The organism is Streptosporangium sp. NPDC051022 (assembly GCF_040683035.1).
In the GTDB taxonomy this organism is placed as follows: domain Bacteria; phylum Actinomycetota; class Actinomycetes; order Streptosporangiales; family Streptosporangiaceae; genus Streptosporangium.
On the sequence record NZ_JBFBCF010000014.1, the window covers coordinates 144,743 to 169,692 of the forward strand.

Genomic DNA, 24,950 nt, shown 5'->3' on the forward strand with positions numbered 1-24,950 from the left:
AAGACGTGGTATCCGCGGCGCCCGGCACCACGCTGCCGGACAGGCGACCCGATCAACGAAAATGCCGCGGAAGATTTGTGGAGTATGTCGCGATCATGGCCGGCTTCCGGCTCCGGCCGCCGGGAACCGCGGAGCCGTCGGCCTGGAACCCGGTTCCGCCGCGGAGCTCAGCCACCGGACATGATCGCGCCGGCGGCCGCGATCAGGTTGGTCGTGGACCGTCCGGACACCCGGGGCAGGATCACGGTCTTCCCGCCGATCATGCGCACGGTCTCGGTCTCCGGCAGGTCGATCGCCGCGTAGTCCCCGCCCTTGACCCACAGGCAGGGCCGCAGTCGCGCGATCACCTCGGCGGGGGTGCTCTCCTCGAAGACCGTGACGGCGTCCACGCACTCCAGCGCGCGGAGCACCTCGACCCGGTCCTGCTCCCCGACCATGGGACGGCCCGGCCCCTTGAGGCGCCGCACCGACTCGTCGGAGTTGACGCAGACGACCAGCGCGTCACCCAGCGCCCTGGCCCGGCGCAGCAGGCTGACGTGCCCGGCGTGCAACAGGTCGAAGCAGCCTCCGGTGGCGATGAGCCTGCCCCCGGACGCGCGGACCGCCTCGGCGACCTCCAGCGCCGTGCGCGGCCGGTTCCCCAGGGGAGACGCGGGCAGCCTGACCGCCGCCGCTCCCCCGTTCCCCACGAAGCGGACCGCCTCCCCGACTCCGCAGACGACCGCCTCCTCCACGGTGGCGCCGCCGCTCAGCGCCAGCGCGGCGGCTCCGGCGAACCGGTCGCCGACGCCGCAGGCGTCCTGGCCCGTCGCGTGGACCGGCGGCGGCACCCGTACGGACCGTCCCTCCCGCCGCGCGAGCACGGCCCCCCGCGTGCCCAGCGTGACGGCCACCGCCTTCACCCGCAGTGCGCGCACGAGATGACGGGCCGCCTCGTCGGACGACACGTACGGCCTGCCGCCCAGCAACCGGGCCTCGGACTCGTCCGGCGTGACCAGCGCGCAGCCGGGCGGCGGCACGGGGCCCTTCGGGTGCGGGTCCCAGACCAGCGGCGCGGGCGGTTCCCGCAGGGCACCGCCGAGCACCTCGGCGACTCCGAGACCGTAGTCGGAGACCAGGACCGCGCCCGCGCCACGCAGAAGCGCGGCGATCCGGCGGGCCCTGTCGTCCTCCACGACCCGCCCGGCCCGCCCGTCCCCGGTGTCGATCCGCAAAAGGGTCTGACCGCGAGCGCGCACCCGGGTCTTGGTCGCCGTGGTGCCCGTCAAGGGCAGCCTGACCACCTCGACCCGCCCCGAGAGCAGTCCCAGCAGACACCGGCTCGCCTCGTCGTCGCCGACGGCGGTGACCAGGACCACCTCGGCGCCGGCCTGGGCCGCGAGCACCGCCGCGAGCCCCGCTCCCCCGGGCCTGCGGTGCTCACGCCCGCTCGCCACGACGGGGACGGGGGCGTCGGGGCACAGACGTTCGGCCTCGCCCTCGACGTCCACGTCGAGCAGGGTGTCCCCGACCACGACGATCGGCCCGGCGCCCATCAGGGGAACTCCTCGGCGGCGTCGCGAAACGTCAGGGGCTCCGGCGGCGACACCGCCGGATCATGAAAGATCGCGTCCATCCCGAGAAAACCCATGGATTCGCCCCTCGTGCGTAATCGGATAACTACCGAACGGAGCGGGGGGCGAAACAGCGGGTGAGGGAAAAGCCCGGCAACAGAGTCGAACATCATCGAATACGACGTCGCGGGCCCCGGCGTCCCGCGCCCGGACAGGACACCGCCGAAGGCCGGGAAACCCGGCGCCGCACCCGTGGAACCGGCGCCGCGCCGGTCGGGAACCGGAAAACGGGGCCGTGTGACCGACACCGCACCGATCGAGGAAGCGGAAAGCAGGCCCGTGGAGACCGGTGCATCGCCGGCCGGAACCGGGAAACCGCTCGTGGGGCCGGCGCCGCGCCGGTCGGAGAGGCGGAAGCCGGGCCGCTCGGCGCGCTACGGCCGATCAGCCGTTGGTCTGCGGGACGATCGGCCCCTCACTGGCCTGGACCAGCACGAAGCCCTGTCCCTGGAAGGCGAGCTGGGCGGCCTCGCCGCTGCCGCGCCCGATGAGCGCCCCGGCCTTGAAGGTGCGGTTGACGCCGACCCGCAGACCGGCGCTCCAGCACACCGCGGCCTGGCTGTCGGCGAAGGTGGGCATGCGGGCGGCGTCGAGCAGCACCGGCGCGCCGTGCGCGGTGACGGCCACCCAGCCGGTGCCCTGCACGGTGGTGTTGAACAGGCCCCCGGTGGCGATGCCCGCGCCCTGCACACGCTGGATGTCCCAGGTGAGCTGCGGGTCGAAGGCCAGCAGGTTGCGCCCGTTGACGGTGATCGCCTCGTTCTCCAGATAGAACAGGTGCACGTCGTCGGCGTTGTCGGCGAGGAAGAGCATGCCCTGCCCGCGGACCCGCATCAGCGGCGCCCCCTCACCGGTGACCATCTTCTTCAGGAGCCGCCCGACGCCGCCGGATCCCTCGTAGTCGAAGTCCATCTGCCCCTGGAAGGCGACCATCGATCCCTGCCTCGCCAGCACCTCTCCGTTCAGCTGCACCCGCAGCATCTTGGAGTTCTGCAGGACGAAGTGGCCGGGAAGCCCGCCCTGGTCCAGGTTCCCGAAGAACGCGCTGCGCACGAAAGCCGCCCCTAAACATTGTCCGATGTACAGCAGATGTGACGATCGGGACAGCCGAGGAGTTCCGCCTTGAAGTGCGCCTTTCCCTGCTCTCCCCGTCCCGCTCACCGCCCTCGCCCTCCCGATCCCTCCTGATCTCTCCTGATCTCTCCTGATCTCTCCGGATAACGCCGGAAATCTTCACATGATCTGCACAGAGGCCCGCTACGCTGGCATTTCATGATCAAATCGACGTGGGTGAGTGCGCTGGTCTGGTCGGTGCTCGCGCCGTTCACGGCGTGGGCGGCGCTCCGGACCACCACCTGGATCCCGGTGTGGCAGTGGATCGCACTGGTGGCGTTCACCCCCTACGTGGCGGCGGCCTCGGCGGTACCGCTGCTCCTCGCGCTGGGACTGCGCCGCTGGGCGGCCGCCGCCGTCGCGCTCGTCACGAGTGCGACGCTGGTGGCGGCCGTACTCCCCAGGTTCCTCGCCGACGGCGACCCGCCGGACGGCGGCCTGCGGCTGCGGGTGCTCGCCTCGAACCTGGCGGTGGGAGCGGGTGACACCGCCTCCCTGATGACGCTGGTGCGCACGCTCTCCCCCGACGTGCTCACGCTGCAGGAACTCACCCCCGAGGCGCTGCGGCGCCTGGACGCCGCCGGGCTGCGCACGCTCATGCCGTACGTCGTCGACCGCTCGAAGGGCGGGGTGTCGGGCTCGGGTGTCTACTCCAGGTATCCGCTGTCGGAGGACCCGCTGATCGAACTGGGCAACTTCCGGCAGGCGCGGGCCGTGCTCGAACACCCGAGTGGCCGGAAGATCGAGATCGTCTCCGTGCACCCGTGCGCGCCGAGATACGACTACAAGGCGCGGTGCTGGGCCGACGGGCTGAACGCGCTGCCGAGGGGAGGCGACCGGCTGCGGGTGCTCGCGGGCGACTTCAACGCCACCCTCGACCACCCACCGGTCCGCGCCCTGCTGGACAGCGGTTACCGTGACGCCGCAGACGTCACCGGGCAGGGCCTGATCCCGACCTGGCCGCAGCGGGGGTGGGAACCCGTCCCCGGCGTGACGATCGACCACGTGCTCGCCGACTCGCGGATGGCCGTCGTCTCCTTCGGCGTGCACGCCCTGCCCGGCACCGACCACCGCCCGGTCTTCGCCGAGCTCACCCTGCCCAGCTAAGGAATCAATCACGATATTTCGTGATTTTTCCCTTGTTCTCTCCGCCTCTCCGCCGAGCGCCCGGGTGAACCCGCGCCGTACGGCCCACGTGATGCCCCCATCTCCTATCGACAGGACCAGAATCACGATTAATGATCGTTACTAATGGCGGCTGCCACCGGGGCAGCGCCTCGCACAAGGAGATGACGTGACCGCCGAGATCGCCGGCTGGCTGTTCCGCACCATCGAGCACGAAGTAGCCGGAGCGGAGGCCCTCGCCGCGGAGACCGACCTCGTCACCGTTCTCGGCGAGAAAACCCTCGGCCCCGGGGGCGGCCAGAGGTTCATCGACCACATCCGGTCCAACAGCGAGGCCAAGATCAGAATCGTCGAGATGTTCACCGGCAACCGCGCCGTCCTCGACGAGCTCGAGGAACGCATCCGCGAGGGGAAGGGGTTGACGCCCGCCGACGCCCACGCGCTGGCCGTCGCCGCCATCCGGGACGAGGTGCTGTCGCAGGCGATCGCCGAGACCGCGTACGGCTACCGCTTCCGTCCCGGCTGGAAGGAGGAGTGGCGCCCCTGACCTCCGCCGCCCCACCGCCGCCCCACCGCCGGGCAGGAGGCGGGTCCGGAGAGCTCCGCCCGTTCTCCTCCTGCCCCTCGCGTCTCCCCCGCGGGGCTCGCCGTACCGGCGGCGCGGAGCCGCTCAGGCGCCCGCCGGGCGCCTCATCCGCGCCTCACGGGCACGGCGAGGGCGCAGGCGAGGACACAAGGGCCGGCGCGTCAGGTGAAGGCGTAGCACTCGACCTCGGCACGCCGGTACGTCAGCCCCTTCTGGACCGAGTCCCTCACGCACTGGCGCTCCGCCGGGGTGAGCTGGAGCTTGCCGCACACGGAGACCCCGGCGTACGAACGGCAGTCCAGGTTCGGGTTCTCCTCCGGCCCCACCCGGTAGTTCTCCTTGACCGTCGAGCGGCAGGCGGCACGACGCTGTGCGGTGTTGGCGTATCCGCACTGGTCGAGGAGCGTTTGGTACTGCGACTCGCTCACCGGGATCTTCTTACTTCCCCCGGACTTCGTCTGCGCCATGGTTCCGGTGGCGACGAGCCCGACTGTGGTGATCATGAGTAGCGCCACGACGGCGATGATGCGTTTCATGACGGCCCCCTTGAACAGCCCCCTGCACCCACAGTATCCGGCCGATGGCAAAGAACATTCCGGGGCGGGGACCCCGTTCACCCGCCCACCTGCGGCTCCGCCCCGCGGACGCTCCCGTTGTTCCCGGCGCGGGCCAGGCTCGTGGTCCGGATGCCGCCGCCGCGCAGGCGGGGCCAGGTGAGGGCAATCTCCCGCGACTCAAAGGAAACGGTCCAGACAAAAAGACCGAGGGCCACGTTTGAGCAACTCACCTGTCCGAGAAAGGCGAGGAGGTGGCGCCAGACCGCCCACATCAGACCCGTCATGAGAAACGACGGAACGGGACGACCGGCGAACACGCGAGTCTTCCCAGCTCAGGAAGGCCCGAACGACGGGAGCGGATGGGCGGACAGGCCTTTCCTTCTCGATGTCACGAACGCCTTCCCCTTTCTCCAAGACTTCCAACAAACGCCTCGTAAACGTTTTTCATCGACGTTTTTCATGAACCGTTCTCGCGGACGCCTCATAAGGGCGTCCGACGGGCACGCCGACACCGGGTCCGGACGGCGCGGGCGGCGGAGCCCGGGGCGGGCCGTCACGGTCCCCGGGCGGGAGCATAGGGTTCGGGAACGTGAGGTCACGGGTTCGGGAGCGTGGGGGCACGTGACCGTCCGGCGGAGGGGGGAGGCGGAGCATGGGCGAGCGTCCCTATGTACTGCTCAGCTGTGCGATGTCCGTCGACGGATACATCGACGACGGTGCCCCGGAGCGGCTCCTGCTCTCCAACGAGGAGGACTTCGACCGGGTCGACGCGGTACGGGCCGGCTGTGACGCGATCCTGGTCGGAGCCGCCACCGTCCGCCGTGACGATCCCCGGCTCCTGGTCAGGTCCCCGGAGCGGCGGCGGGAACGCCTCGCGCGGGGCCTGCCGCCCAATCCGGTCAAGGTGACGCTGAGCGCGACCGGGAACCTCGACCCCGCGAGCCGTTTCTTCACCGCCGGGGAGGCGGAGAAGATCGTTTACGCCGCGTCGCCCACGGTGGGCAAGCTCGCCGCGGTCCTGGAGGGGATCTCCTCGGTGGTCGACGCGGGAGACCCCCTCGACCTCGGCCGCGTTCTGGCCGACCTGGCCGGGCGGGGGGTGCGCAGGCTGATGGTCGAGGGCGGCGGCTCGGTCCACACCGAGTTCCTCCGCCGGGACCTGGCCGACGAGCTGCAGCTCGTCGTGGCGCCGTTCTTCGTCGGGGACCCCGCCGCACCGCGCTTCGTCCACGACGGCCTCCTCCCGTACGACTCCCGCAGGCGCATGGAACTGGCGGAGGTCCGGCGGATCGGCGACGTCGTCCTTCTCCGCTACCTGCTGCCCCGCGAGCACCCGCCATCCTGAGAACGCCCACCGCCCCGAAAGCACCCACCGCGCCGGAACCGTACCGGAGGAAACCGGTGGTCTCCCCTCCGCCCGAGGGCAGGTCCCAAGGAGTCTCGATGAACGACCACGACTGGCTGCGGCTCGCCTGTGACCTGGCCCGGCTCTGCCCGCCGTCCCGGACCGCCTTCTCGGTGGGCGCCGTGGTGGTCGCCGCGGACGGGGAGGAGATCGCCCGCGGATACTCCCGGGAGACCGATCCGCACGTGCACGCCGAGGAGTCCGCGCTCGCCAAGATCACCCCCGGCGACCCCCGGCTGCCGGGCGCCACGATCTACAGCAGCCTGGAGCCCTGCAGCCGCCGCCGGTCCCGTCCGCGTCCCTGCAGCGGGCTGATCGTGGACAGCGGCGTCCGGCGGGTCGTGATGGCCTGGCGGGAGCCCCTGCTCTTCGTCGACTGCCACGGCGCCGAGGAGCTCGCCGCGGCGGGCGTCACCGTGGTGGAGCTCCCGGAGCTGGCGGGGGCCGCCAGGGAGCCGAACGCGCACCTGCTGCCCCTCCCCCCGGGTCCGCGCGACGAGGGCGCGAGGCCGTAGCCGCGCGTGATGCCGGCGACTGTCCGCGTTCTCCAGAATGACGGGTCATGCGAGGCCGGCGCCGCCTCCGTTGGGCGAGGTCTTCGCCGAGGCCGCCTCTCGCGAAACCCCTCTTTCAAGATCTCCCCGTGTCGGCCGGCGTGCCCGCCGGTGGCGCGGGAGTGCGCGGCGCGCGTCGGCGGCGGGAAGCGGCACGGTCGGGCCGGGTGTGGGGCGGCGGGGTTTCCGGGGCGGGAAGGGGTTGGAAGGGGAGTTCGCCGCGGTAGCCGACGGCGAGGGTGAGTTGGTGTGCGGCCAGACGGCGGGCGTCGGTGAGAGTGAGTCCGCCCGGGTCGCTGAGGAGCCGGCTCGTCATGCCGTCGAGGAGCGCCGTGGCGATGGTGGCGACGTCGCCGGGATCGCAGTCACGGAAGTCGCCGGTGCGCAGCCCGTCCTCGACGGCGGCGACGAACGGGGCCCGGACGCGGCGGCGCAGCTCGGCGAGGGCGGCGGTGAGTTCCGCGGATCCGGTGGAGCGGCTCTCCAGTTCGGTCCACAGACGGCATTCGAGGACGTCGTCACGGGTGAGCGGCAGCCCGAAGTCGATCAGGTCGGCGAGGCGCTCGGCCGGGCTGTCGCGGCGGGAGCTGTGGGTGCGGCGTTCCAGGCGGGCTTCGGCGCGGGTGAGGGAGTGCGCGAGCGCGTCGGTCAGCAGCCGGTCGCGGACGGCGAAGTGGTAGTGCACCAGTGCGGTGGACACTCCCGCGCGGGCGGCGATGTCGGCGATGCGCACGCCGTCGAAGCCGTCCCGGGCGATGAGTTCGACGGCGGCTTGGAGGATGCCCTCCCGGCCGCCGCGTGTGCCTGTGGCCGCGGGCTCGTCCACGTCGGGCGCGGTGCCGCTGGTTGCGCTCACGGCTTCGATCCTTTCACAGCCCTTGCCCACACCCGGCCCCTGACTTTAAAGTCAGTCCATCCTTCCTGACTTTAACATCAGGATCTTGCTCGAGGAGAAGCACTCATGAGCCGCTATGGAACGATGTTCGGCCCCGACATCACGTTTCTCGGAGTCGATCCCTGCGCGCTCGACGACCCCGCCACCTACCGGGGCGCCGACGTGGTGATCGTCGGTGCCCCGTTCGACGGAGGCGTGAGCCACCGGCCGGGCACCCGGTTCGGCCCGTCGGCGATGCGGTCGACCGACTACAACCCCCATGACGGGTCACGCCCTTCGCTGGCGATGCGCGTGGACGCGCTGCGGGATCTGCGGGTGCTGGACGCCGGAGACGTGGAGACGTTCGCCGGCGACATCGAGGGCAGCATCGCCGCGATCGAGGAGGCCGTGGCGACGATCGCCGGCTCGGGCGCGATCCCGATCGTGCTGGGCGGCGACCACACCATCGCGCTGCCGGACATCACAGGCGTCGCCCGGCACCACGGAATGGGCCGGATCTCGGTCATCCACTTCGACGCCCACGCCGACACCGGGCACATCGAGTTCGGCCACCTGCACGGCCACGGACAGCCGATGCGCCGCCTGCTGGAGTCCGGCGCCGTCCGCGGGGACCGGTTCCTGCAGATGGGCCTGCGCGGCTACTGGCCGGACCCGGAGACGCTGGACTGGATGGCCGACCAGCGCATGCGCTCGTACGAGATGAGTGAGATCGTCACCCGCGGCCTGCAGGAGTGCGTGGACGAGGCCATGGGCATCGCGCTCGACGACTGCGACGGAGTGTTCCTGTCCGTGGACGTCGACGTGGTCGATCCGGGCATGGCCCCGGGCACCGGCACCCCCGAGCCCGGCGGACTGACCTCCCGGCAGCTGCTGGACACCGTACGCCGCCTGGCGTTCGAACTACCCGTCGTCGGCATGGACGTCGTCGAGGTCTCACCTCCGTACGACCACGCGGACATCACCGCGCTCCTCGGCAACCGCATCGTGCTCGAAGCCCTGTCGGGCATCGCGGCACGCCGCCGCGGCGACGCCTGGCAGCCGGCCCGGCCGCTGCTCGAGGGACGCGGCACCGCGCCCCGCTGAGCGGGAGGGGGCTAAGACCTGATCGTGGCCATGGCGCGGGCGAGCCGTACCGCGGAGGAGAGCGTCTCGATGTCGTAGGCGCCGTGGTGCCGGCGCCCGTTGAGGAAGAACGTCGGGGTGCCCGAGACGCCGCTCAGGTCGGCGGACTCGACGTCCTCGGCGACCCGGGCGGCGCCCGTGTGCTCCAGCAGGTCGCGGTGGAAGCGCTCGGCGTCGAGGCCGAGCTCCTCGGCGTACCGGAGCAGGTCGGGGGGCCGGAGGTCGTTCTGGCGCTCCAGCAGCAGGTCGTGCATCGGCCAGAAGGCGTCCTGGGCTGCGGCGGCCTCGGCCGCCTCTGCGGCCAGCTGCGCGCGCGGGTGGACGTCGTTGAGCGGCAGGTGCCGCCAGACGTAGCGGACGTCGCCGAAGCCGGCGAGCAGGTCGCGGACGACGGGCTCCGCCTGGCCGCAGTAGGGACACTCGAAGTCGCCGTACTCGACCATCGTCACGGGCGCCTCGCACGGCCCCCGCACGTGGTCGCGGCGCGAGTCCACCGGCGCGGACAGGTCGACGATGCTCTCGGCGGTGCCCAGCAGCGCGCGGATCCGCAGCGGCGGGGGAAACAGCGCCGTCGCGCGGGAGAGCACCCACGTCAGGGCCGACGCGCAGACCGCCGCGCCGAGCACGCCGATCTTGGCCTCCTCCAGCCGCGTGCCGTGGAAGGCGATCGTCGCCACGAGCAGGGACACGGTGAAGCCGATGCCGGCGATCGCGCCGCCGCCCAGGACGGCGGCCCAGCCGACCGGCGGGCGCAGGCGTCCGCCGCTGAGCCGGGTGACGAGCCACGCGGTGCCCGCGATCCCGGCCGGTTTGCCCAGCAGGTAGGCGAACAGGACGCCGAGGGTGATCGGTGAGGTGAGGGCGCGGCCGAGGAGGGCCCCGTCGATCTCGATTCCGGCGTTGCAGAGCGCGAACAGCGGGACGACCACGTAGCTGGTCCACGGGTGGTAGAGCCGCTGCAGCCGCTCGTTCGGCGAGATCGCCGCCGCGAGCCCGGCGCGGACCGAGCGTTCGAGCTCCGGCGTCGGCTGTTCGCGGAACAGCCGGAACAGGCCGCTCGCGCGTTCCAGGTCGGTGCGCGCCGCCGGGTAGGCGTAGGTCAGCAGCCCCATCGCCAGGCCGACGACGAGCGGGTCGACGCCCGACTCGAAGAGCGCGACCCACGCCACCACGCCCAGCAGCACGTACACCGGCCCGCGGTGCACCCCGAGGGCGCGCACGAGCAGGACGAGGGCGAAGGCGCCGAGCGCGACCAGGATCGGGACCGGCACGACGTCGCCGCTGTAGACGGTCACGATCACCGCAAGCGCGACGATGTCGTCGACGACGGTCACGGTCAGGATGAAGACCCGCAGGCGGTCCGGGAAGCGCGACCCGACGAGGGCGAGCATCCCCAGCGCGAACGCCGTGTCCGTCGACATCGCCGCGCCCCAGCCGTACGCGGAGGGAAGTCCGGCGTTCACCGCGAGATAGATCCCCACGGGGACGACCATCCCGCCGACCCCGGCGAGCACCGGCAGCGCCGCCCGCCGTCGCTCGCGCAGCTCGCCCATGTCGAACTCGCGGCGGGCCTCAAGGCCGACGACGAAGAAGTAGAACGTCATCAGCCCGCTGTTGACCCAGCCGCGCAGGTCCTGCGACAGGGCCGTGTTTCCGGCGCTGACCCCCAGCGGCGTCCGCCAGAAGGCCTCGTAGGACGACGGGGCGATGTTCGCCCAGGCGAGCGCGGCGAGTGCCGCGGCCAGCAGGACCGCGGCGCTGCCGGTCTCGGTGCGCAGGAAGTCGCGCAGCGGCGTCCGGAAGGTCCTCCCCCAAGTCGTTCGACCGGAAAAGGATGATCTGGGTTCTTGCGATCCCGTCATCCGGTAATTCTTCCCCTACCTGTCGCGACGCACCGGCCCAGGAGGGCTGTTCGGCCGCCGTCCTCCCGGGTTACAGTGAGTCCGATTTTCAAACTAACTCGACACTCCGCGAAGCCACCGCACGAAGGAGACGCCATGCGCGACGCCGTCATCGTGGAAGCCGTACGCACCCCCATGGGAAAGGGCAAGCCCGGCGGCGCGCTGGCCTCGGTCCATCCGGTCGACCTGCTCGCCCGGACCCTCGACGCCCTCGTACGGCGCAGCGGCGTCGACCCCGTCCTCGTCGACGACGTGATCGGCGGCTGCGTCGACCAGGTCGGCGAGCAGGCCATGAACACCACCCGCTACGCCTGGCTGTCGGCCGGCTTTCCGGAGTCCGTGCCCGCGACCACGGTCGACCGGCAGTGCGGGTCCTCCCAGCAGGCCGTGCACTTCGCCGCGCAGGGCGTCGTCTCCGGGGCCTACGACCTCGTCGTGGCCTGCGGGGTCGAGTCCATGAGCCGGGTGCCGATGTGGTCGAACGTCCCGCCGGGCGCCGACCCGTTCGGCCCGGGCATCGCCGCGCGCTACCCCGAGGGGCTCGTCCCGCAGGGCGTCAGCGCCGAGCTCATCGCCGCCAAATGGTCGATCGGCCGCGAGCAGATGGACCTGTTCGCCACCGCCTCGCATCGGCGTGCCGCCGCCGCGCACGCGGCGGGACTGTTCGCCGCCGAGATCGTCCCGGTGCGGACGGAGGCCGGGGAGGTCGTCTCCGACGAGGCCGTACGGCCCGGCACCACCCCCGAGGTGCTCGCCGGACTGCGCCCCTCCTTCGCCGATCCCGGCGTCGCCGAGCGCTTCCCGCAGATCGACTGGTCGGTCACCGCGGGCAACAGCAGTCCCCTCAGCGACGGGGCGTCCGCCGTGCTGATCGCCTCGGGTGAGACCGCGGCCCGGCTCGGGCTGCGCCCCCTGGCCCGGCTGCACAGTTTCGCCGTCACCGGCTCCGACCCGCTGCTCATGCTGACCGGCGTCATCCCGGCCACCGAGAAGGTGCTGCGCCGTGCCGGGCTCCGCCTCGACGACATCGACCTGTTCGAGGTCAACGAGGCGTTCGCGAGCGTCGTCCTCGCCTGGCAGCAGGAGACCGGCGCCGACCCGGCCAGGGTCAACGTCAACGGCGGCGCCATCGCGCTGGGGCACCCGCTCGGCGCCAGCGGTACCCGCCTGATGACCACCCTGGTGCACGCCATGGGCGAGCGCGGCGCCCGCTACGGGCTGCAGACCATGTGCGAGGCGGGCGGCCTGGCCAACGCCACCGTCCTGGAGTCCCTGCGCTGAGGTCCGCCCCTCCGTCCCGGGCGGGGCCTCAGGCCAGGCAGCGCAGGGCGGCCCTGATCCCGCGGTCCAGCGGGTAGTCGTTGGGCAGCCGCCCCACGCTCGCCTCGACGAACACCGGAACCGGCAGCTGGACGCTCATGTCGTGGACGTGCACCCAGATGCTGTCGGCGGTCGGCTCGGCCTGGGCGTGCGAGCCCTGCTCGTCGAGCACGAACATCGCGACCCTGGCCCGCCACCAGTCCCGTTCGTCGGCCTCGTCCTCCGAGACGGGGGCTCCCACGTCGTCGGCGTGGGTGGCGTACTCGGAGTCGTAGTGGAAGGTCTGCGCCCCCACCGGGTACGGCCCGGCCAGCGTCTGCAACCGGCCGTCGCGGCCGAGCGCGCGCATGCGCCGTCGTGTCTCGCCGTTCGCCTCCCGCCACTCCTGGAGCACCTGCTCGACGGGCAGGTCCCGGCGCCGTCGCACGCACCAGTCGTTGAAGGCGTTGAAGCCGTTCTCGACGCCCTCGCGCTCGAGCATCGCGGAGAAGCCGTCGAGGTCGTCGTCGAGGCAGGCGTGGTTGTACAGCTCCTCCCCCGCGAGATGTCCCAGGACGTCGCGCACGGACCAGCCTGCGGCGCGGGAGGGGCGGTTCCAGCCCTCGGCGTCGAGCCGGGAGAAGTGACGGTCCAGGCGTTCCGCCTCGGTGTCGAAGATGTCGAAAGGGTCGAGATCCGCCAGGGGATCCTTCGATGATGAGGTCATGCCATGGGCGGTACCCCCGTGGACAGGGCCGTAGACCCGGCGCGGAACGGCGGGCCCGCCCTGCTGGGAGGCCCTCCGGAGACCGTCGGACCACAGCCGGGACACCACCGGAACACCGTCGGGACACCACCGGAACACCGCCGCGACATCGCCGGATCGCGGCCGGACCACCGCCGGGGCGCCGCTGGACCACGGCCGGGGCGCCGCCGGGCGACCGGCGGGGCGAGGCGTGGGCGCTCAGCGGGACGAGGTGAGGTATGCCAGGCAGGCCCGGGAGAGCTCGTCCCGCAGCTGCTCCACCGACCTCGGCACGCCCTGCCCGGCACCCAGGCCGTGCGCGGTGAGGAAGCCTCCGAGGGACATGTGGAAGACCGTCAGCAGGGCCGTCTCGGGATCCTCGTGGCGGATCTCGTCCCGGTGGCGGAGCGCCGCCTCCCGGAACGAGGCGGAGAGCCGCTCGCGGGAGCGGAGCTTGCGCGCCTTGAGCGGCTCGTCGTCGGCCGAGTGCTCGGCGAGGGGGTGCAGGGCCTGGCAGGCGACGTGCTCGGACAGGCAGGCGACGAACGCGCGCACCGCGTCGGCGAGGGCGGGGCCCGGATCGCGCAGCCGTTCGGCGAGGTCCTCCTCCAGGTCGGTGAGCACCATGTCCCTGACCGCCCGCATCAGGCCCTGTTTGCCGTCGAAGCGGCCGTAGATCCCGCCGATGGAGATCCCCGAGGCCTCGGAGACCGCGGCCATGGTGAACCCGTCGATGCCCTCTCGCGCGAGGACGGCTTTGGCGGCGTCGAGGATCTGCATGGCGGAGCGGCGGCTGCGGTGCTGCTGGGGCCGTTCGAGGAGGCCCTCGTGCAGGCCGGGCAGCCAGGCGCCCCCCGGGTGACCCGTGTGGCCTTCGTGGCCGCCTTCCTCTCGGACGGTCGCGGGACCTCCCGACATGTCAATCCCCTCCGCCCGATGTGGAAATGCGAGGGTCGTCAGCAATCCTCAGAGGATTCCCAACACGGTATCAGGATCCGAAGCCGCGTTCTGTTGTGCGCCGCGCACCCCGCGAGGCCGGGGGAACCGGCCTGAGCCGCAGACCTCCATACCCACCGTACGCAGCTGGGACAGCACGCGCTCGTCCGGACTCCGGCCGGGTCCCAGGCCGGACTCGGCGGCGTTGATGGCGGCCCCCAGCGGGGTCGGCCAGCCTCGCAGCGCGTGCACGATGGTCCGCAGGGCCTGCAGCGTCGTGACGGCCGCCTGCCAGCCGTGCGCCGTGCTGACGCACCCGACCGCCCGGCCCGTGAGGTACGGCCGCGCGTCGTCCCGGAGCTCCTCGGCGTAGTCAAGGGCGTTCTTGACCAGGCCGGAGACCGATCCGTGGTACCCCGGAGAGGAGAGGATCACGCCGTCGGCCGCGCGCAGCGCCTCGACGAGGCGCAGGCCGGAGGCTCCCGCGGGCCGGTCCGGGTCGTACATGGGCAGTTCGGCGAGATACGCCGCGCCGAACAGCTCCGTGCGGGCACCCGCCGCCCCGGCGGCTTCGAGCGCGATGCGGAGCGCGGTCTCGCTGGAGGAGGAGGCGCGGAGCGTGCCCCCGACCCCGACGACGAAGGGCTGCATCTTCATCTTCTCCTCGCTCCGGGAGGGCTCCGGAAGAGCTCCGGCGCTCGCCGGAGGGACGCGGCCGAGCCGTACGGCGGGGCCGGCGGCCGGTGAACGTTCCCCTTAATCCGAATCCATATTCTTCTTCGAGTATCGGACGTCCCCTCACGACCGTCAAGGCCGTCCCGCGCCGTACGAGCCGGTTCCGCGGGCCCCGCCCCGGAACCCGCAGATCTTGACGCCGAATCCGAATACGGATTTTACTTATCTCGCCACGTCTGGGCGCTCTCATACGACAGCCCTCGCGGGACGCCCCCCGGACGCCCGGAAGGGGACCCGCCGGACGGCGCGGCCCGAGCCGGTGGACGACGTCCCGGCTCCATGTCAGGAACAGACCGGAGATCCGGATCCGAACGCCCGTCGGCGTTCGGCGGCAGGAACCGCGGAACAACCGCAGGACAGGAGAGGTCATGGCTGTTCAGGATCATGGAACCCCCAGGGGAACGGCCGGGACGGACGGCGGTGAGCCCGGACGGCGGATCGCCGAACTCGGCCGCCGCGCGGCGGCCCTGCGCAGGGAACTGCCCACCAGTGCCGCCGAGGTGGACGCGGAGAACACCGACACGACGTTCGGGATGCGGCGGCTGTGGGAGGAGGGCATGTTCGCCTTCTGCCTTCCCTTCCGGTTCGGCGGGGTGAACGACGCCAACCCCGGGCTGCACACCGAGGCCTTCGCGAAGATCATCCTCGACATCATGGCGGGCGACTCCTCGACCGGTATGAACTTCGTGGTCCAGGCGCTCTCGACGATGGAGATCTTCCACCCGGACAACACGCTGCCGGAGACCACGAAGGAGGAGATCGCCCGCCTGGTCCGCGACGAGGGCGTCAGGATCTGCGCCTCCAACTCGGCCGCGGGGACACCGGGCCCCGTGCTGGCCCGGCGCGCCGAGGGCGGGATCGTCGTCAACGGCACCAAGACGTTCAACAGCAACAGCGGCGGGGGCGGCTGGGCCAACGTCGGCCTCACGCTGGAGGGCAGGCAGGGGCGCTACAACGCGCTGATCCCCCTCGATCATCCCAACGTGACCATGAAGCACGACTGGGACGTGATGGGCCAGCGGGGCACCCACAGCCAGACCATCGTCTACGACGAGGTGTTCGTCCCGGACGGCTACCACTTCACCGGCAACGGGACTCCGCCGCTCTACCTGCCGTACGTGTTCCTCCTGCACGCGACGATCATGCTCGGACCGGGTCTCGGCGCCTTCGACGCGAGCCTGGACTACCTCAGGAAGCTGGACCGCCCGAGCTTCCCCGAGTTCGGCAGCGCCACGGAGGACGTCCTCCTGCGCCGCCGCATCGGCCAGGCGGCGGTCGACCTGGAGTCCGCCCGCGCGTTCCTCATGCAGTGCGCGCGCAAGATCGAGGAGCACGACCCCGAGGGGGACGTCACCGAGCTGTTCGTCGAGGCGTTCGCCGTCAAGGTCGCCTGCATCCGGGCGGCGCTCGCCGTCACCCAGGAGATCTTCGACCTCACGGGCGCGCGCAGTACGGCCAACAAGTACAGGTTCGACCGCTTCTGGCGGAACGCCCGCACGTTCGCCACCCACGACCCGACGGACGCCAAGGAGGTCTGGATCGGCGACTGGTACCTCAGCGGCAAGGAGCCGCCGATGGCGGCGATGCTCAGAATCTGAGACGACCCCGCAATCCCCTGGCGAACGCGGGACTCCTGCTGTGAAATATGTTTAGCTGGAGCGAACAAAGCGGCGTGCCGCTCGACGTGGGAGGAGCTCGGTGGGCACAGCGGAGCAGCAGGACAGCGCGGGAGCCGATCTCCACGACGGCGTCGGCGCCCGCATACGACATTTCCGCAAGGAGCGCGGCCTGACCCTGCGCGGCCTGGCCACCGAGTCCGGCCTGTCGATCGGGTTCCTGTCCCAGGTCGAGCGGAACATCTCCTCCATCAGCCTGACCGCGCTGAACGGCGTGGCGGCGGCGCTCGACCGGAGCGTGTCGGAGTTCTTCAGCGACCCGCCGCCCGAGGAGGAGCCGGACAGGCGCGCCCCGGCTCCGCCGCCGCCGACCCACTTCACCCTCACCCGCTCCGCGACCGCGGCCACCGAGTACATCTCGGGGCAGCAGACCTACCGCATGCTCTCGGCCCGCGGCCCGAACCTCGTCCTCGAACCGCTGCTGGTGCACATCGCCCCCGGTGGCAGGCGCGAGGACTCCTACGGGCATGCGGGTGAGGAGTTCGCCTTCGTGCTGGAGGGCGAGCTGCTCTACGAGGTCGACGGCGTCGAGCACCGCCTGTACCCGGGCGACAGCGTGCACCTGAGGTCGGTCGTGCCGCACAGCATGTACAACGACACCGACCGGGTCACCACGGTCGTCTCGGTGGTGACCCCCCGCCTCTTCTGACCCCCGGCTCCTCGGTCCCTCCCGTTCCCCCACCCCGCCGGCCACTGGGCGGGGCCGTGAACCGCGAACCGCCCGGTTTCGGCCGGGAATCCCGGTCCTTTCGGGCCGGGAGGATGTCAGATCAACGTCCTGGCCGACCACAGCTCGGGGAAGACCTCGCGGCGCAGGCTGCGCTCGAGCCAGCTGAGCCCGCTGGACCCGCCGGATCCGGGCTTGGCCCCCATGGACCTGCGCACCGCCATGAGGTGGCGGTAGCGCCAGTCGGAGAAACGCTCGGACAGGTCGGTGAGGGCCTCGCCGAGACTCCACAGCTCGTCGCCGGGCCCCTGCTCGGTGTAGATCCCGACCCAGGCCGCCTCGACCTGCGGGCTGGGGACGTACTCGGCGGCCGGGTCCTTCTGCGGGGGGATCTCGAAGCCCCTCCTGGCCAGCAGGGACAGCACGCTGTCGTACAGGCTCGGCCTGCCGAGCGCGTCGAGGAGCTCCCCGTGGACCTTCGGGCTGCGCCGGTGCGGGCGGATCATCGCCTCCGACTTGTTGCCCAGCAGGAACTCCAGGTGCCGGTACATCGCCGACTGGAACCCCGACGCCTCACCCAGGTCGTCGCGGAAGGAGTTGAACTGGGTGGGCGTCAGCCAGCTGAGCCCCGCCCAGGCCGCGTTGAGCGCGTCGAAGTGGCGCACGCTGCGGCCGATCACCGCGATCGCCCCGGTCACGTCGTCGTCGTCCAGCAGCCGCTGGGCCAGCGTCCACTCCGAGCGGATCAGCCCGAAGTAGAGCTCCATGACCTGGCTGGTCACCAGGAAGGCCAGCTCCTCGGGAGCGTCGGTGACCGGGCGCAGGAGATCGTGCAGGACCGCGGTGCCGACGTACTCCTCGTACGGGGTGCCGGTCTCGAACTCCAGGGTGGGCAGGCCGCGGTTGGCGGCGGCGCGGTCGGCGCGCTCCCGGCCTCCGACCCGCCCGGCCACCGCGCTCCCCGCGCTCCCCGCGCTCCCTGTGCTCCTCGTGCCCCCTGTGCCCCCTGTGCTCCTCGTGCCCCGCGTACGCCTTGTCGTCATGACGCCTCCTTCGTTCAGTTCCATGTTCACGCCCACGGAACTTTTCTGAAATCAGGAGTGCGGGGCCATTCGGTCCTCTCACTTTCGATACGGAAGGTTCTCGACGAACCGGGCTTTGGGGTGACGGAGCGTCACCCCGTCCCGTTCATCGAGCCACGGCGCGTGCGGAACGGTCGAGCAGCGGGAGCACCGCGGTGCCCAGCAGCTCCACGCCGCCGTCGTCGGTGAGGCCGTGCGGCGTGCCGAACTCCACGCGCCGCACTCCCGCGTCGATGAGCGCCTGCGCCTGCGCGGCGACCTGCTCGGGATCGCCGGAGAAGGCGAACAGGTCGAGCAGGTCGTCGGGGATCAGCCGCCCCGCCTCCTCGTGCCGCCCGGCGTCGACCAGTTCCTTGACCCGGGCCAGCAGGTCGGCCGGGATCTCCACGGTCGGGTCGAGGTCGGCGACGACCGCGAGGTACATGGCGACCTCGGTACGGGCCTTGGCCCTGGCCGCGGCGCCGTCGACGTCGACGACGGTCACCGCGCCCAGCACCACGCCGATCTCCCCGGGGTCACGTCCCGCCTCGGCCGCGCCCCGCGCGACCCGCTCGCGGATCACCGGGACCATGGCGGGATTGGCGCTGCCGCCCACCTTGATCTCGTCGGCGATCCGCCCGGCCAGCGCCGCGCCCTGCGGCCCCCACGCGCCGAGCAGCAGCGGCGGGCGCGGCCTGTGCACGGCGTAGCGCAGCACGGTGCCGGGGGCGAGGCGGAACATCTTCCCCTCGAACCCGCCGGGATCGCCCGCCAGCAGCCGGTAGACCACCTCGGCCGCCTCGGCCAGCGCGGTCAGCGGCCGGGGCTGGTCGATGCCGACCGACCCGAGCCAGGTTCCCCGGGCCAGGCCCAGGTAGGCCCTGCCGTGCGAGGCCAGGTCCAGGGCCGCGAGCTGCCCGGCGATCTCGTACGGCGCCGCCGAGTAGGGGTTGAGGCAGGCCGCGCCGAGCCGTACCCGCTCGGTGGCCGCCGCCATCTCCAGCAGCGGGAAGATGGGCGGCTGGTACATCAGGTCGCCGAACACGCTCAGCACGTCGAAGCCGTGCTCCTCGGCGCGGCGCGCGAGCCTGGCGTAGTCGCCCGCCCGCTTGTCGCTCTGCAGGCCGAGGCCTATCTCGGCAACGCTCATCGGGGCTCCCTCAGGTCAGGTCGGCGGAGTTCATCCGGCGGCGGCGGGTCCGCTCGACCCGCATCACCAGCCGCTCCTCGGGGTCGGGGCAGACGAACAGCGAGTCCTGCGCCAGCCAGTCACCCGCGGCGAGGTCACGCTGCTTGGCCGCCAGGAAGGGCAGGACCGAGGCGAGCGCGTACACGCAGAAGTGCTTGCCGTCCGGCAGCCGCAGGTGCGCGCTGTTCTCCAGCTCGAAGCAGTCGCCGACCGCCATCCCGCAGACGGATCTGCCCTCGATGCGGTCGACCACGACCCGCAGGTCGTACAGCTCCATGTCGCCGTCTTCCACGCTGTCCGCCGCTGTGCTCTCCACAGCGCCTTCCACGGTGGCCTCCGCGGTGGGGTCTTCCACGGTGACGTCTCCTCTCAGTGGCCGAGCAGTTCGGAGTGGTGGTGGACGATGCGCCACGCGCCGTCCGTCCGCCGCAGCACGTCGGTCACCCGGCTGTGCTCGGCGGGGCCGCCGGGCGGCTCGGCGACGAGCACGTAGCGGGCGACGCCGGTGTCCCCCCACACGTCGATCCGCTTGTCCCGCGCGCTCAGCCCGTCGAGGGCGGGGCGGCCGGAGCGGTCGCGCTTCTCACGATAGGCGTCCAGCTCGGCGCGGGTGCGCAGCGGGCCCGGCAGGTGGGTCTCCCAGGTGGTGACCTCGGCGTGCAGGTGACTGTCGAAGCGCTCCTGGTCCACCGCCAGGAACGCGTCGTACATGTCGTCGATGCCCGCCGAGATCGCCTCGACGTCGGCGACGTTTCCGGCGGTGGCGGTCGCGGTCTCAGACATGGTTCGCCTTTCCGGCCCGGTCGTCGCGGACGACCCGGCCTCCCTTCATCACCCAGCGGATCGTGCGGAAGGCCGAGGTGTCGGCCAGCGGGTCGGCGTCCATGGCGACGAGGTCGGCGTACCGCCCCGCCTCGACGGTGCCGATGTCCCCGTCCGCGTCGAGCCAGCGCGCCGGACCGAGGGTGCCCGCGTAGAGCGCGCGGGCCGGGCCGAGGCCGCCCTCGGACATGTACTCCAGTTCCCGCACCGTCGCGCTGGTCCCCTGGAAGTCCCAGAACGGCGGCATGTCGCTGCCCAGCAGCACCTCGACGCCCGCCTCCAGGGCCATGGCGTAGCTCTCCAGGTGCCGGGGGCCGGCGCCGAGGGAGCGGCACTGCATCCACTCCGGCACGCCGAGCTCGTCGAAGAACTCCTTGCAGCGGGTGACCAGCAGGGTCGGCACCAGGGCGGTGCCGCGCTCGGCCATCCTCGCCACGACCTCGGGGGTGAGCTGGTAGCCGTGCTCGACGCAGTCGAGGCCGAGTTCGACGGCCTCGGCGATCACCGGGGCCGGGCCCGCGTGCGCGGTGACCTTGCGCCCCCAGGCGTGCGCGGTGGCGAGCACCGCGGCCATCTCGTCGGCGAACAGCTGCCGGGTGTCGATGCGCTCGTGCTCGCCCGCGATGCCGCCGGAGATCATCACCTTGATGAGGTCGGCGCCCGCCTTGATCTGGGCGCGGACACCGCGCCGGAAACCGTCGACGCCGTCGCACTCCAGGGTGTCGGATCCCTCGTGGCCGTGGCCGCCGGTGCAGACCAGCGCCCGCCCGGCGGTGAAGACGCGCGGTCCCGGCACCCGGCCCGCCTCGATCGCGCGGCGCAGCGCGAAGTCGGCGTGGTCCTTCTCCGCGACGCACCGCACGGTGGTGACGCCGCAGTTCAGGGTACGGCGGGCGCCGTCGGCCATGTAGAGGGCCAGCTCGTGGGCGTTGAGCCCCTTGACGCCCTCGCCGCCCTGGCCCGGAAGCGACAGCGACAGGTGGGTGTGCATGTTGACCAGGCCCGGGGTGACGTAGGCGCCTCCCAGGTCCACCTCGGTGGCTCCCTCGGCCTGCCGCAGCACCTCCTCGCGGGGCCCGGCGAGCGTGATCCGCTCGCCCCGCACCAGCACGGCCGCGTCGGCGATCGGCTCCACGCCGTTGACGACCCGGCCGTCGGCCACCGTGCAGTTGACGATGACGACGTCGCTCATCGCCCGTCCTCCAGTCCGTAGATCTCCCGGGCGGCGGCCGGGGAGACGTATCCCTCGGCGACGTCGCGCCGTACCAGTTCGGGGTCGCGTTCGCGCGGGTCACCGTGCCCGCCGCCGCCCGCGGTGAGCAGCGTCACCCGGTCGCCGACCTCGACGACGGTCCGCTTGGTGCTGACCCGCCGCTCACGGTCGGTGCCGGGGAAGACGATCACCTGGTTGGGGTCGGGCTCCAGGCCGCCCTCCAGCGCCCACGGCTTCGACTTCGTCTTCTTGATCACCGACAGGAACTCTCCCGGCGTCACGAACCTAATGTCGCGCCGCAGTCCGACGCCACCGCGGAAACGTCCGGCGCCGCCGGAGTCCTCGCGCATCTCCATCCGCTCGAAGAACATCCCGGTCCGCGCCTCCAGCACCTCGATCGGGGTGATCCGCCCCGTGCTGCCCGAGACGTGGGTGGCGGCGTTCATCCCGTCGTGGGAGGGGGTCGCTCCCCAGCCGACCGGGTCGTTGTTGCTGACGGCGAACATCTGGCCGGTGTCGGGGTGAATGCCGACCATCATGAACCCCGGCACGTCCCCTCCCGAGGAGGCGGGCAGCCGGTCCGGCATGCCCTGCGCCAGCGCCTTCAGGATGAGCTCGACCGCGACGATGCCGGTCCACAGGGTGAACGTCGGCTGCGGGTAGACGGCGTGGAAGAGCGTGCCGGGCTCGGCCAGCACCCGCAGGGGGACGGTCGTGCCGAAGTTGGACGGCTCGTCGGGCGACGTGAGCGACTTGAGGATGACCTTGCAGATCGCCTCGGTCGCGCCGAACGGCATGTTGATCGGGCCGCGCGTCGCGGGCGCGGACCCGGCGAAGTCCACCGTGAACGTGCCGTCCTCGACGGTGACCGTGGCCTGCATGCGCACCGGCTCGTCGCTGAGGCCGTCGTCGTCCACCCAGTCGACCGCCGTCCACGTTCCCTGCGGCAGCGCGGCGAGCGCGGCGCGGGTGCGCGCCTCGCCGTCCTCGATCATCCGCTCGACGGCGGCCTCGACGGTCGGGCGGCCGAACTTCTCCAGGATCTCCAGGAACCGGCGCTCACCGGTGCGCAACGCGGCGACCTGCGCGTTCAGGTCACCGATCACCAGGTCGGGCATCCGCGAGTTGAACCTGATCAGCTCGATGATCTCCCGGTTCGGCTCTCCCCCGGAGAACACCTTCGTCCCCGGGAAGATCATCCCCTCCTGGTGCATGTCGGTCGAGTCGAGCACGTATCCCGGGTCCTTGGCGCCCAGGTCCATCCAGTGGGCCCGCACGCACAGGAAGCCCACCAGGTCCTCGCCCTGGAAGATCGGGGAGAACAGCGTCGCGTCGTAGGCGTGGGCCGCGTTCCAGTACGGGTAGTTCAGCAGCACCACGTCGCCCGGCCGCAGGTTCTCCCTGCCGACGTACTCCACGCCCTTGCGCAGGGAGAAGTCGTTGGCGCCGAGGAAGAAGGTGAGGCCGGTGGCCTCGGCGATCAGCCGCAGGTCGGCGTCGTACATCGACATGCCGAAGTCGTGGACCTCGTAGATCACCGGGTTGAACGAGGTGCGGATCAGCGTGGCGCGCATCTCCTCCGCCGCCGCGAGCAGGTAGCTGCGGACGACCTCGGCCGTGGCCCCGTCGATGGCCCCGTCAGTGGCCCTGTCAACGGCCCCGTTCAGTCGCTCGGTCATGACGCCTCCGTCAGTTTCACCAGGAGATAGCCGTGCTCATCGACCTCGACCCGCTGCCCGGAGGGCACCACGGTGGTCGAGGTGCCCTCGTCGACGAGGGCCGGACCTTCGAAAACGTCACCGGGCTCCAGACGGGCCCGGTCGTAGACGGCGAACGACGCGATGGCGCGTGTGCCGAAGTCGTAGGCGTCGCGGTGGGACAGCAGCGCCCGCGTCACGTCGCCGTCGCCCCTGGGGCGCACCACCAGCTCGGGCCGGTCCGTACGGCCGATGCCGCGCACCCGCAGGTTGAGGATCTGCAGCCGGTTGTCCATGGCGTGGCCGTACCGCGCGGCGTGGGTCTCCTCGAACGCCCGCCTGATCGCGTCCCTGTCGAGGTCGCGACCGGTGGTGACGACGAGCGAGTGCTCCTGGCCCAGGTAGCGCAGCTCGAACTGGCGCTCCAGGACCATGTGCTCGGCGGACACCTGCTGCGCCCGGAGGGAGGCGACCGCCTCGGCCTCGACGTTCTTGAACACCGCCTCCAGCTCGTCGAGGTCGGCGTCGTCGAGGGTGGCCATCACCGTCCGGGAGAAGTCGTCGACGATGTCGGCGCTGAGCATGCCCCAGGCGGAGAAGCCGGACGGCGCGAAGGGCACGATGACCTCGCCGATGCCCATCTCCGCCGCCAGCAGCGGCGCGAGCAGCGGCCCGGCCCCGCCGAAGGCGAGCAGCGAGAAGCCCCGGGGGTCGTGTCCCCGCTCCACCGTGATCTGCCGGACCGCGCCGACCGTCTTGGCGAGCAGCACGTCGAAGACGCCCGCGGCGGCCGCCTCCGGGGTCAGCCCGAGCGGCCCGGCCACCTGCTCGTCGAGCGCCTTGCGGGCCGCCTCGGCCTGCAGGCCCATGGTCCCGGCCAGGAAGCGGTCCGGGTCCATGTAGCCGAGGACGACCGCGGCGTCGGTGACGGTCGGGCGCGTGCCGCCCCTGCCGTAGCAGACGGGGCCGGGGTCGGCGCCCGCGCTCTGCGGGCCCACCTTGAGCAGTCCCCGCTCCAGCCAGGCGATCGAGCCCCCTCCGGCCCCGATCGTCCGGATGTCGTAGGTGGGGATCAGCAGCGGGAAGTGCTCCAGCTGCGCCTCGTAGGCGGCGACCGGGGAGCCGTGCTCGATCACGCAGGCGTCCAGCGAGGTCCCGCCGATGTCGAAGGTGAGCAGGTCGCGGCGGCCGAGGGCGGCGGCGATGTGCGCGGCGCCGACGATGCCGCCCGCCGGGCCCGACAGCACGGTGTGGGTCGGGGAGGTCTTGGCCACCGCCGACGTCATGGAGCCGCCGCCGGAGCGCATGATCAGGAACCGGCCGTCGAAGCCCCGCTCGGCCAGCCCCTTCTCCAGCCGGTCGACGTACCTTTCGAAGATCGGCCGGATGTAGGCGTCGAGGACGGTCGTGCTGGTCCGCTCGTACTCGCGGTACTCCCGGACGATGTCGGTCGAGACCGAGACGGTCACCCCGGGGTAGGCCTCGCGGATGACGCGGGCGGCCTCGCGCTCGTGGGAGGGGTCCAGGAAGGAGTGCAGGAAGCAGACGGCGATGGACACCACGCCCTGCTCCTCGACCAGGACGCGGGCGGCCTCCTTCACCCCTTCGACGTCGAGTTCCTCGACGACCCGGCCGCGGTGGTCGAGCCGTCCCCTGACGCCGGCGGTGTGGCGGCGCCGTACCAGGCTCTCCGGGCGTTCGTACTGGAAGTCGTACATGTGGTCGGAGGGCACGTTGCCCCGGCCGATCAGGAAGACGTCGCGGAAGCCCTCGTTGGTGATGATCCCGGTCGGCTCGCCGCGCCGTTCCAGCACCGCGTTGAGGCCGAGGGTGGTGCCGTGGATGAAGAGCTCGACCTCGGACAGGTCGGTGCCCAGGGCGGTGACCGCGTCGAGCACTCCCTCCCAAGGTCTGGCGGGGGTCGTCGAGGCCTTCCGGAACCGCACCTCGTTGGTGCGGGTGTCGAGTTCCATCGCATCGACGAAGGTGCCGCCGATGTCGACGGCCAGTCGGATGCGCTTCGGGTCGGGCATGACGGA

23 protein-coding genes are annotated in these 24,950 nt (G+C 71.8%); 8 read left to right on the plus strand and 15 right to left on the minus strand.

Translation table 11 applies throughout. The features are described 5' to 3' along the window. Positions 1 to 167 precede the first annotated feature (167 nt). Both AB0N02_RS23240 and AB0N02_RS23245 read right to left on the minus strand, forming a co-directional pair. Positions 168 to 1,535 carry a PfkB family carbohydrate kinase gene (locus AB0N02_RS23240; protein WP_363950047.1) on the minus strand — a complete coding sequence of 456 codons (1,368 nt, stop codon included), beginning with the start codon at positions 1,533 to 1,535 and terminating at the stop codon, positions 168 to 170. A 462-nt stretch (positions 1,536 to 1,997) separates the two neighbouring features. After that, positions 1,998 to 2,666, minus strand: coding sequence for an AIM24 family protein (locus AB0N02_RS23245; RefSeq protein WP_363950049.1), 669 nt, complete (start codon positions 2,664 to 2,666; stop codon positions 1,998 to 2,000). Between the two features lie 219 nt (positions 2,667 to 2,885). Between AB0N02_RS23245 and AB0N02_RS23250 the strand changes: the two genes are divergently transcribed. Further along, positions 2,886 to 3,833: an endonuclease/exonuclease/phosphatase family protein gene (locus AB0N02_RS23250; RefSeq protein ID WP_363950051.1), complete on the plus strand. Its 948-nt coding sequence runs from the start codon at positions 2,886 to 2,888 to the stop codon at positions 3,831 to 3,833. A 187-nt stretch (positions 3,834 to 4,020) separates the two neighbouring features. Then, entirely contained in the window at positions 4,021 to 4,398 is a 378-nt protein-coding gene (locus tag AB0N02_RS23255; RefSeq protein ID WP_363950053.1) for a hypothetical protein, read from the plus strand. Between the two features lie 200 nt (positions 4,399 to 4,598). Here the strand turns inward: AB0N02_RS23255 and AB0N02_RS23260 are convergent, their stop codons facing one another. Beyond that, entirely contained in the window at positions 4,599 to 4,973 is a 375-nt protein-coding gene (locus AB0N02_RS23260; RefSeq protein WP_363950056.1) for a hypothetical protein, read from the minus strand. 673 nt (positions 4,974 to 5,646) lie between these two features. Between AB0N02_RS23260 and AB0N02_RS23265 the strand changes: the two genes are divergently transcribed. Beyond that, positions 5,647 to 6,339 (plus strand): dihydrofolate reductase family protein, encoded by a 693-nt coding sequence (locus AB0N02_RS23265; RefSeq protein ID WP_363950058.1) that lies wholly within the window; start codon positions 5,647 to 5,649, stop codon positions 6,337 to 6,339. 98 nt (positions 6,340 to 6,437) lie between these two features. Next, positions 6,438 to 6,914, plus strand: a complete 477-nt coding sequence (locus tag AB0N02_RS23270; RefSeq protein WP_363950061.1) for a deaminase — start codon at positions 6,438 to 6,440, stop codon at positions 6,912 to 6,914. 115 nt (positions 6,915 to 7,029) lie between these two features. Here AB0N02_RS23270 and AB0N02_RS23275 read toward each other — a convergent pair whose 3' ends face one another. Next, on the minus strand, positions 7,030 to 7,809 hold the full coding sequence (locus AB0N02_RS23275) for a TetR family transcriptional regulator C-terminal domain-containing protein (protein WP_363950063.1): 780 nt from the start codon (positions 7,807 to 7,809) through the stop codon (positions 7,030 to 7,032). A 105-nt stretch (positions 7,810 to 7,914) separates the two neighbouring features. On the opposite strand from AB0N02_RS23275, the gene speB reads away from it, so the two are divergent. Further along, positions 7,915 to 8,931, plus strand: coding sequence for an agmatinase (gene speB / locus AB0N02_RS23280; RefSeq protein WP_363950066.1), 1,017 nt, complete (start codon positions 7,915 to 7,917; stop codon positions 8,929 to 8,931). 11 nt (positions 8,932 to 8,942) lie between these two features. Here speB and nhaA read toward each other — a convergent pair whose 3' ends face one another. Further along, positions 8,943 to 10,832: a Na+/H+ antiporter NhaA gene (nhaA, locus tag AB0N02_RS23285; protein WP_363950069.1), complete on the minus strand. Its 1,890-nt coding sequence runs from the start codon at positions 10,830 to 10,832 to the stop codon at positions 8,943 to 8,945. Between the two features lie 135 nt (positions 10,833 to 10,967). Here nhaA and AB0N02_RS23290 point away from each other — a divergent pair, with 135 nt between their 5' ends. After that, positions 10,968 to 12,152 carry a thiolase family protein gene (locus tag AB0N02_RS23290; RefSeq protein ID WP_363950072.1) on the plus strand — a complete coding sequence of 395 codons (1,185 nt, stop codon included), beginning with the start codon at positions 10,968 to 10,970 and terminating at the stop codon, positions 12,150 to 12,152. A 28-nt stretch (positions 12,153 to 12,180) separates the two neighbouring features. On the opposite strand, the gene AB0N02_RS23295 is transcribed toward AB0N02_RS23290, so the two are convergent. From AB0N02_RS23295 to AB0N02_RS23305, 3 genes are all read right to left on the minus strand, one after another. After that, positions 12,181 to 12,897, minus strand: a complete 717-nt coding sequence (locus AB0N02_RS23295; protein ID WP_363950074.1) for a maleylpyruvate isomerase family mycothiol-dependent enzyme — start codon at positions 12,895 to 12,897, stop codon at positions 12,181 to 12,183. A 237-nt stretch (positions 12,898 to 13,134) separates the two neighbouring features. After that, the gene (locus AB0N02_RS23300) at positions 13,135 to 13,833 is read right to left on the minus strand and encodes a TetR/AcrR family transcriptional regulator (protein ID WP_363950076.1); all 699 of its coding nucleotides are present in this window, start codon (positions 13,831 to 13,833) and stop codon (positions 13,135 to 13,137) included. Between the two features lie 48 nt (positions 13,834 to 13,881). Further along, the gene (locus AB0N02_RS23305) at positions 13,882 to 14,508 is read right to left on the minus strand and encodes an NAD(P)H-dependent oxidoreductase (RefSeq protein WP_363950079.1); all 627 of its coding nucleotides are present in this window, start codon (positions 14,506 to 14,508) and stop codon (positions 13,882 to 13,884) included. 446 nt (positions 14,509 to 14,954) lie between these two features. Here AB0N02_RS23305 and AB0N02_RS23310 point away from each other — a divergent pair, with 446 nt between their 5' ends. Further along, positions 14,955 to 16,184 (plus strand): acyl-CoA dehydrogenase family protein, encoded by a 1,230-nt coding sequence (locus AB0N02_RS23310; RefSeq protein WP_363950081.1) that lies wholly within the window; start codon positions 14,955 to 14,957, stop codon positions 16,182 to 16,184. Positions 16,185 to 16,284: 100 nt separating this feature from the next. Next, a complete protein-coding gene (locus AB0N02_RS23315) occupies positions 16,285 to 16,911 on the plus strand; it encodes a cupin domain-containing protein (RefSeq protein ID WP_363950083.1) in 627 nt (208 codons plus the stop codon). Positions 16,912 to 17,027: 116 nt separating this feature from the next. Here AB0N02_RS23315 and AB0N02_RS23320 read toward each other — a convergent pair whose 3' ends face one another. From AB0N02_RS23320 to AB0N02_RS23350, 7 genes are all read right to left on the minus strand, one after another. Then, positions 17,028 to 17,882, minus strand: coding sequence for a tryptophan 2,3-dioxygenase family protein (locus AB0N02_RS23320; RefSeq protein WP_363950084.1), 855 nt, complete (start codon positions 17,880 to 17,882; stop codon positions 17,028 to 17,030). A 235-nt stretch (positions 17,883 to 18,117) separates the two neighbouring features. Then, positions 18,118 to 19,140 (minus strand): LLM class flavin-dependent oxidoreductase, encoded by a 1,023-nt coding sequence (locus AB0N02_RS23325; protein ID WP_363950086.1) that lies wholly within the window; start codon positions 19,138 to 19,140, stop codon positions 18,118 to 18,120. Between the two features lie 10 nt (positions 19,141 to 19,150). Continuing rightward, a complete protein-coding gene (locus AB0N02_RS23330) occupies positions 19,151 to 19,534 on the minus strand; it encodes a TIGR04076 family protein (RefSeq protein WP_363950089.1) in 384 nt (127 codons plus the stop codon). A gap of 14 nt (positions 19,535 to 19,548) precedes the next feature. Continuing rightward, positions 19,549 to 19,962 (minus strand): DUF4440 domain-containing protein, encoded by a 414-nt coding sequence (locus AB0N02_RS23335; RefSeq protein ID WP_363950091.1) that lies wholly within the window; start codon positions 19,960 to 19,962, stop codon positions 19,549 to 19,551. Then, complete coding sequence (locus tag AB0N02_RS23340; RefSeq protein WP_363950094.1) at positions 19,955 to 21,193, minus strand: amidohydrolase family protein; 1,239 nt, start codon at positions 21,191 to 21,193, stop codon at positions 19,955 to 19,957. Before AB0N02_RS23340 ends, AB0N02_RS23335 begins: the two co-directional genes overlap by 8 nt. Further along, a complete protein-coding gene (locus AB0N02_RS23345) occupies positions 21,190 to 22,893 on the minus strand; it encodes a hydantoinase B/oxoprolinase family protein (RefSeq protein ID WP_363950097.1) in 1,704 nt (567 codons plus the stop codon). The genes AB0N02_RS23340 and AB0N02_RS23345 overlap by 4 nt, the downstream gene beginning before the upstream one ends. Then, entirely contained in the window at positions 22,890 to 24,944 is a 2,055-nt protein-coding gene (locus AB0N02_RS23350; protein WP_363950100.1) for a hydantoinase/oxoprolinase family protein, read from the minus strand. Before AB0N02_RS23350 ends, AB0N02_RS23345 begins: the two co-directional genes overlap by 4 nt. Positions 24,945 to 24,950: the final 6 nt, after the last annotated feature.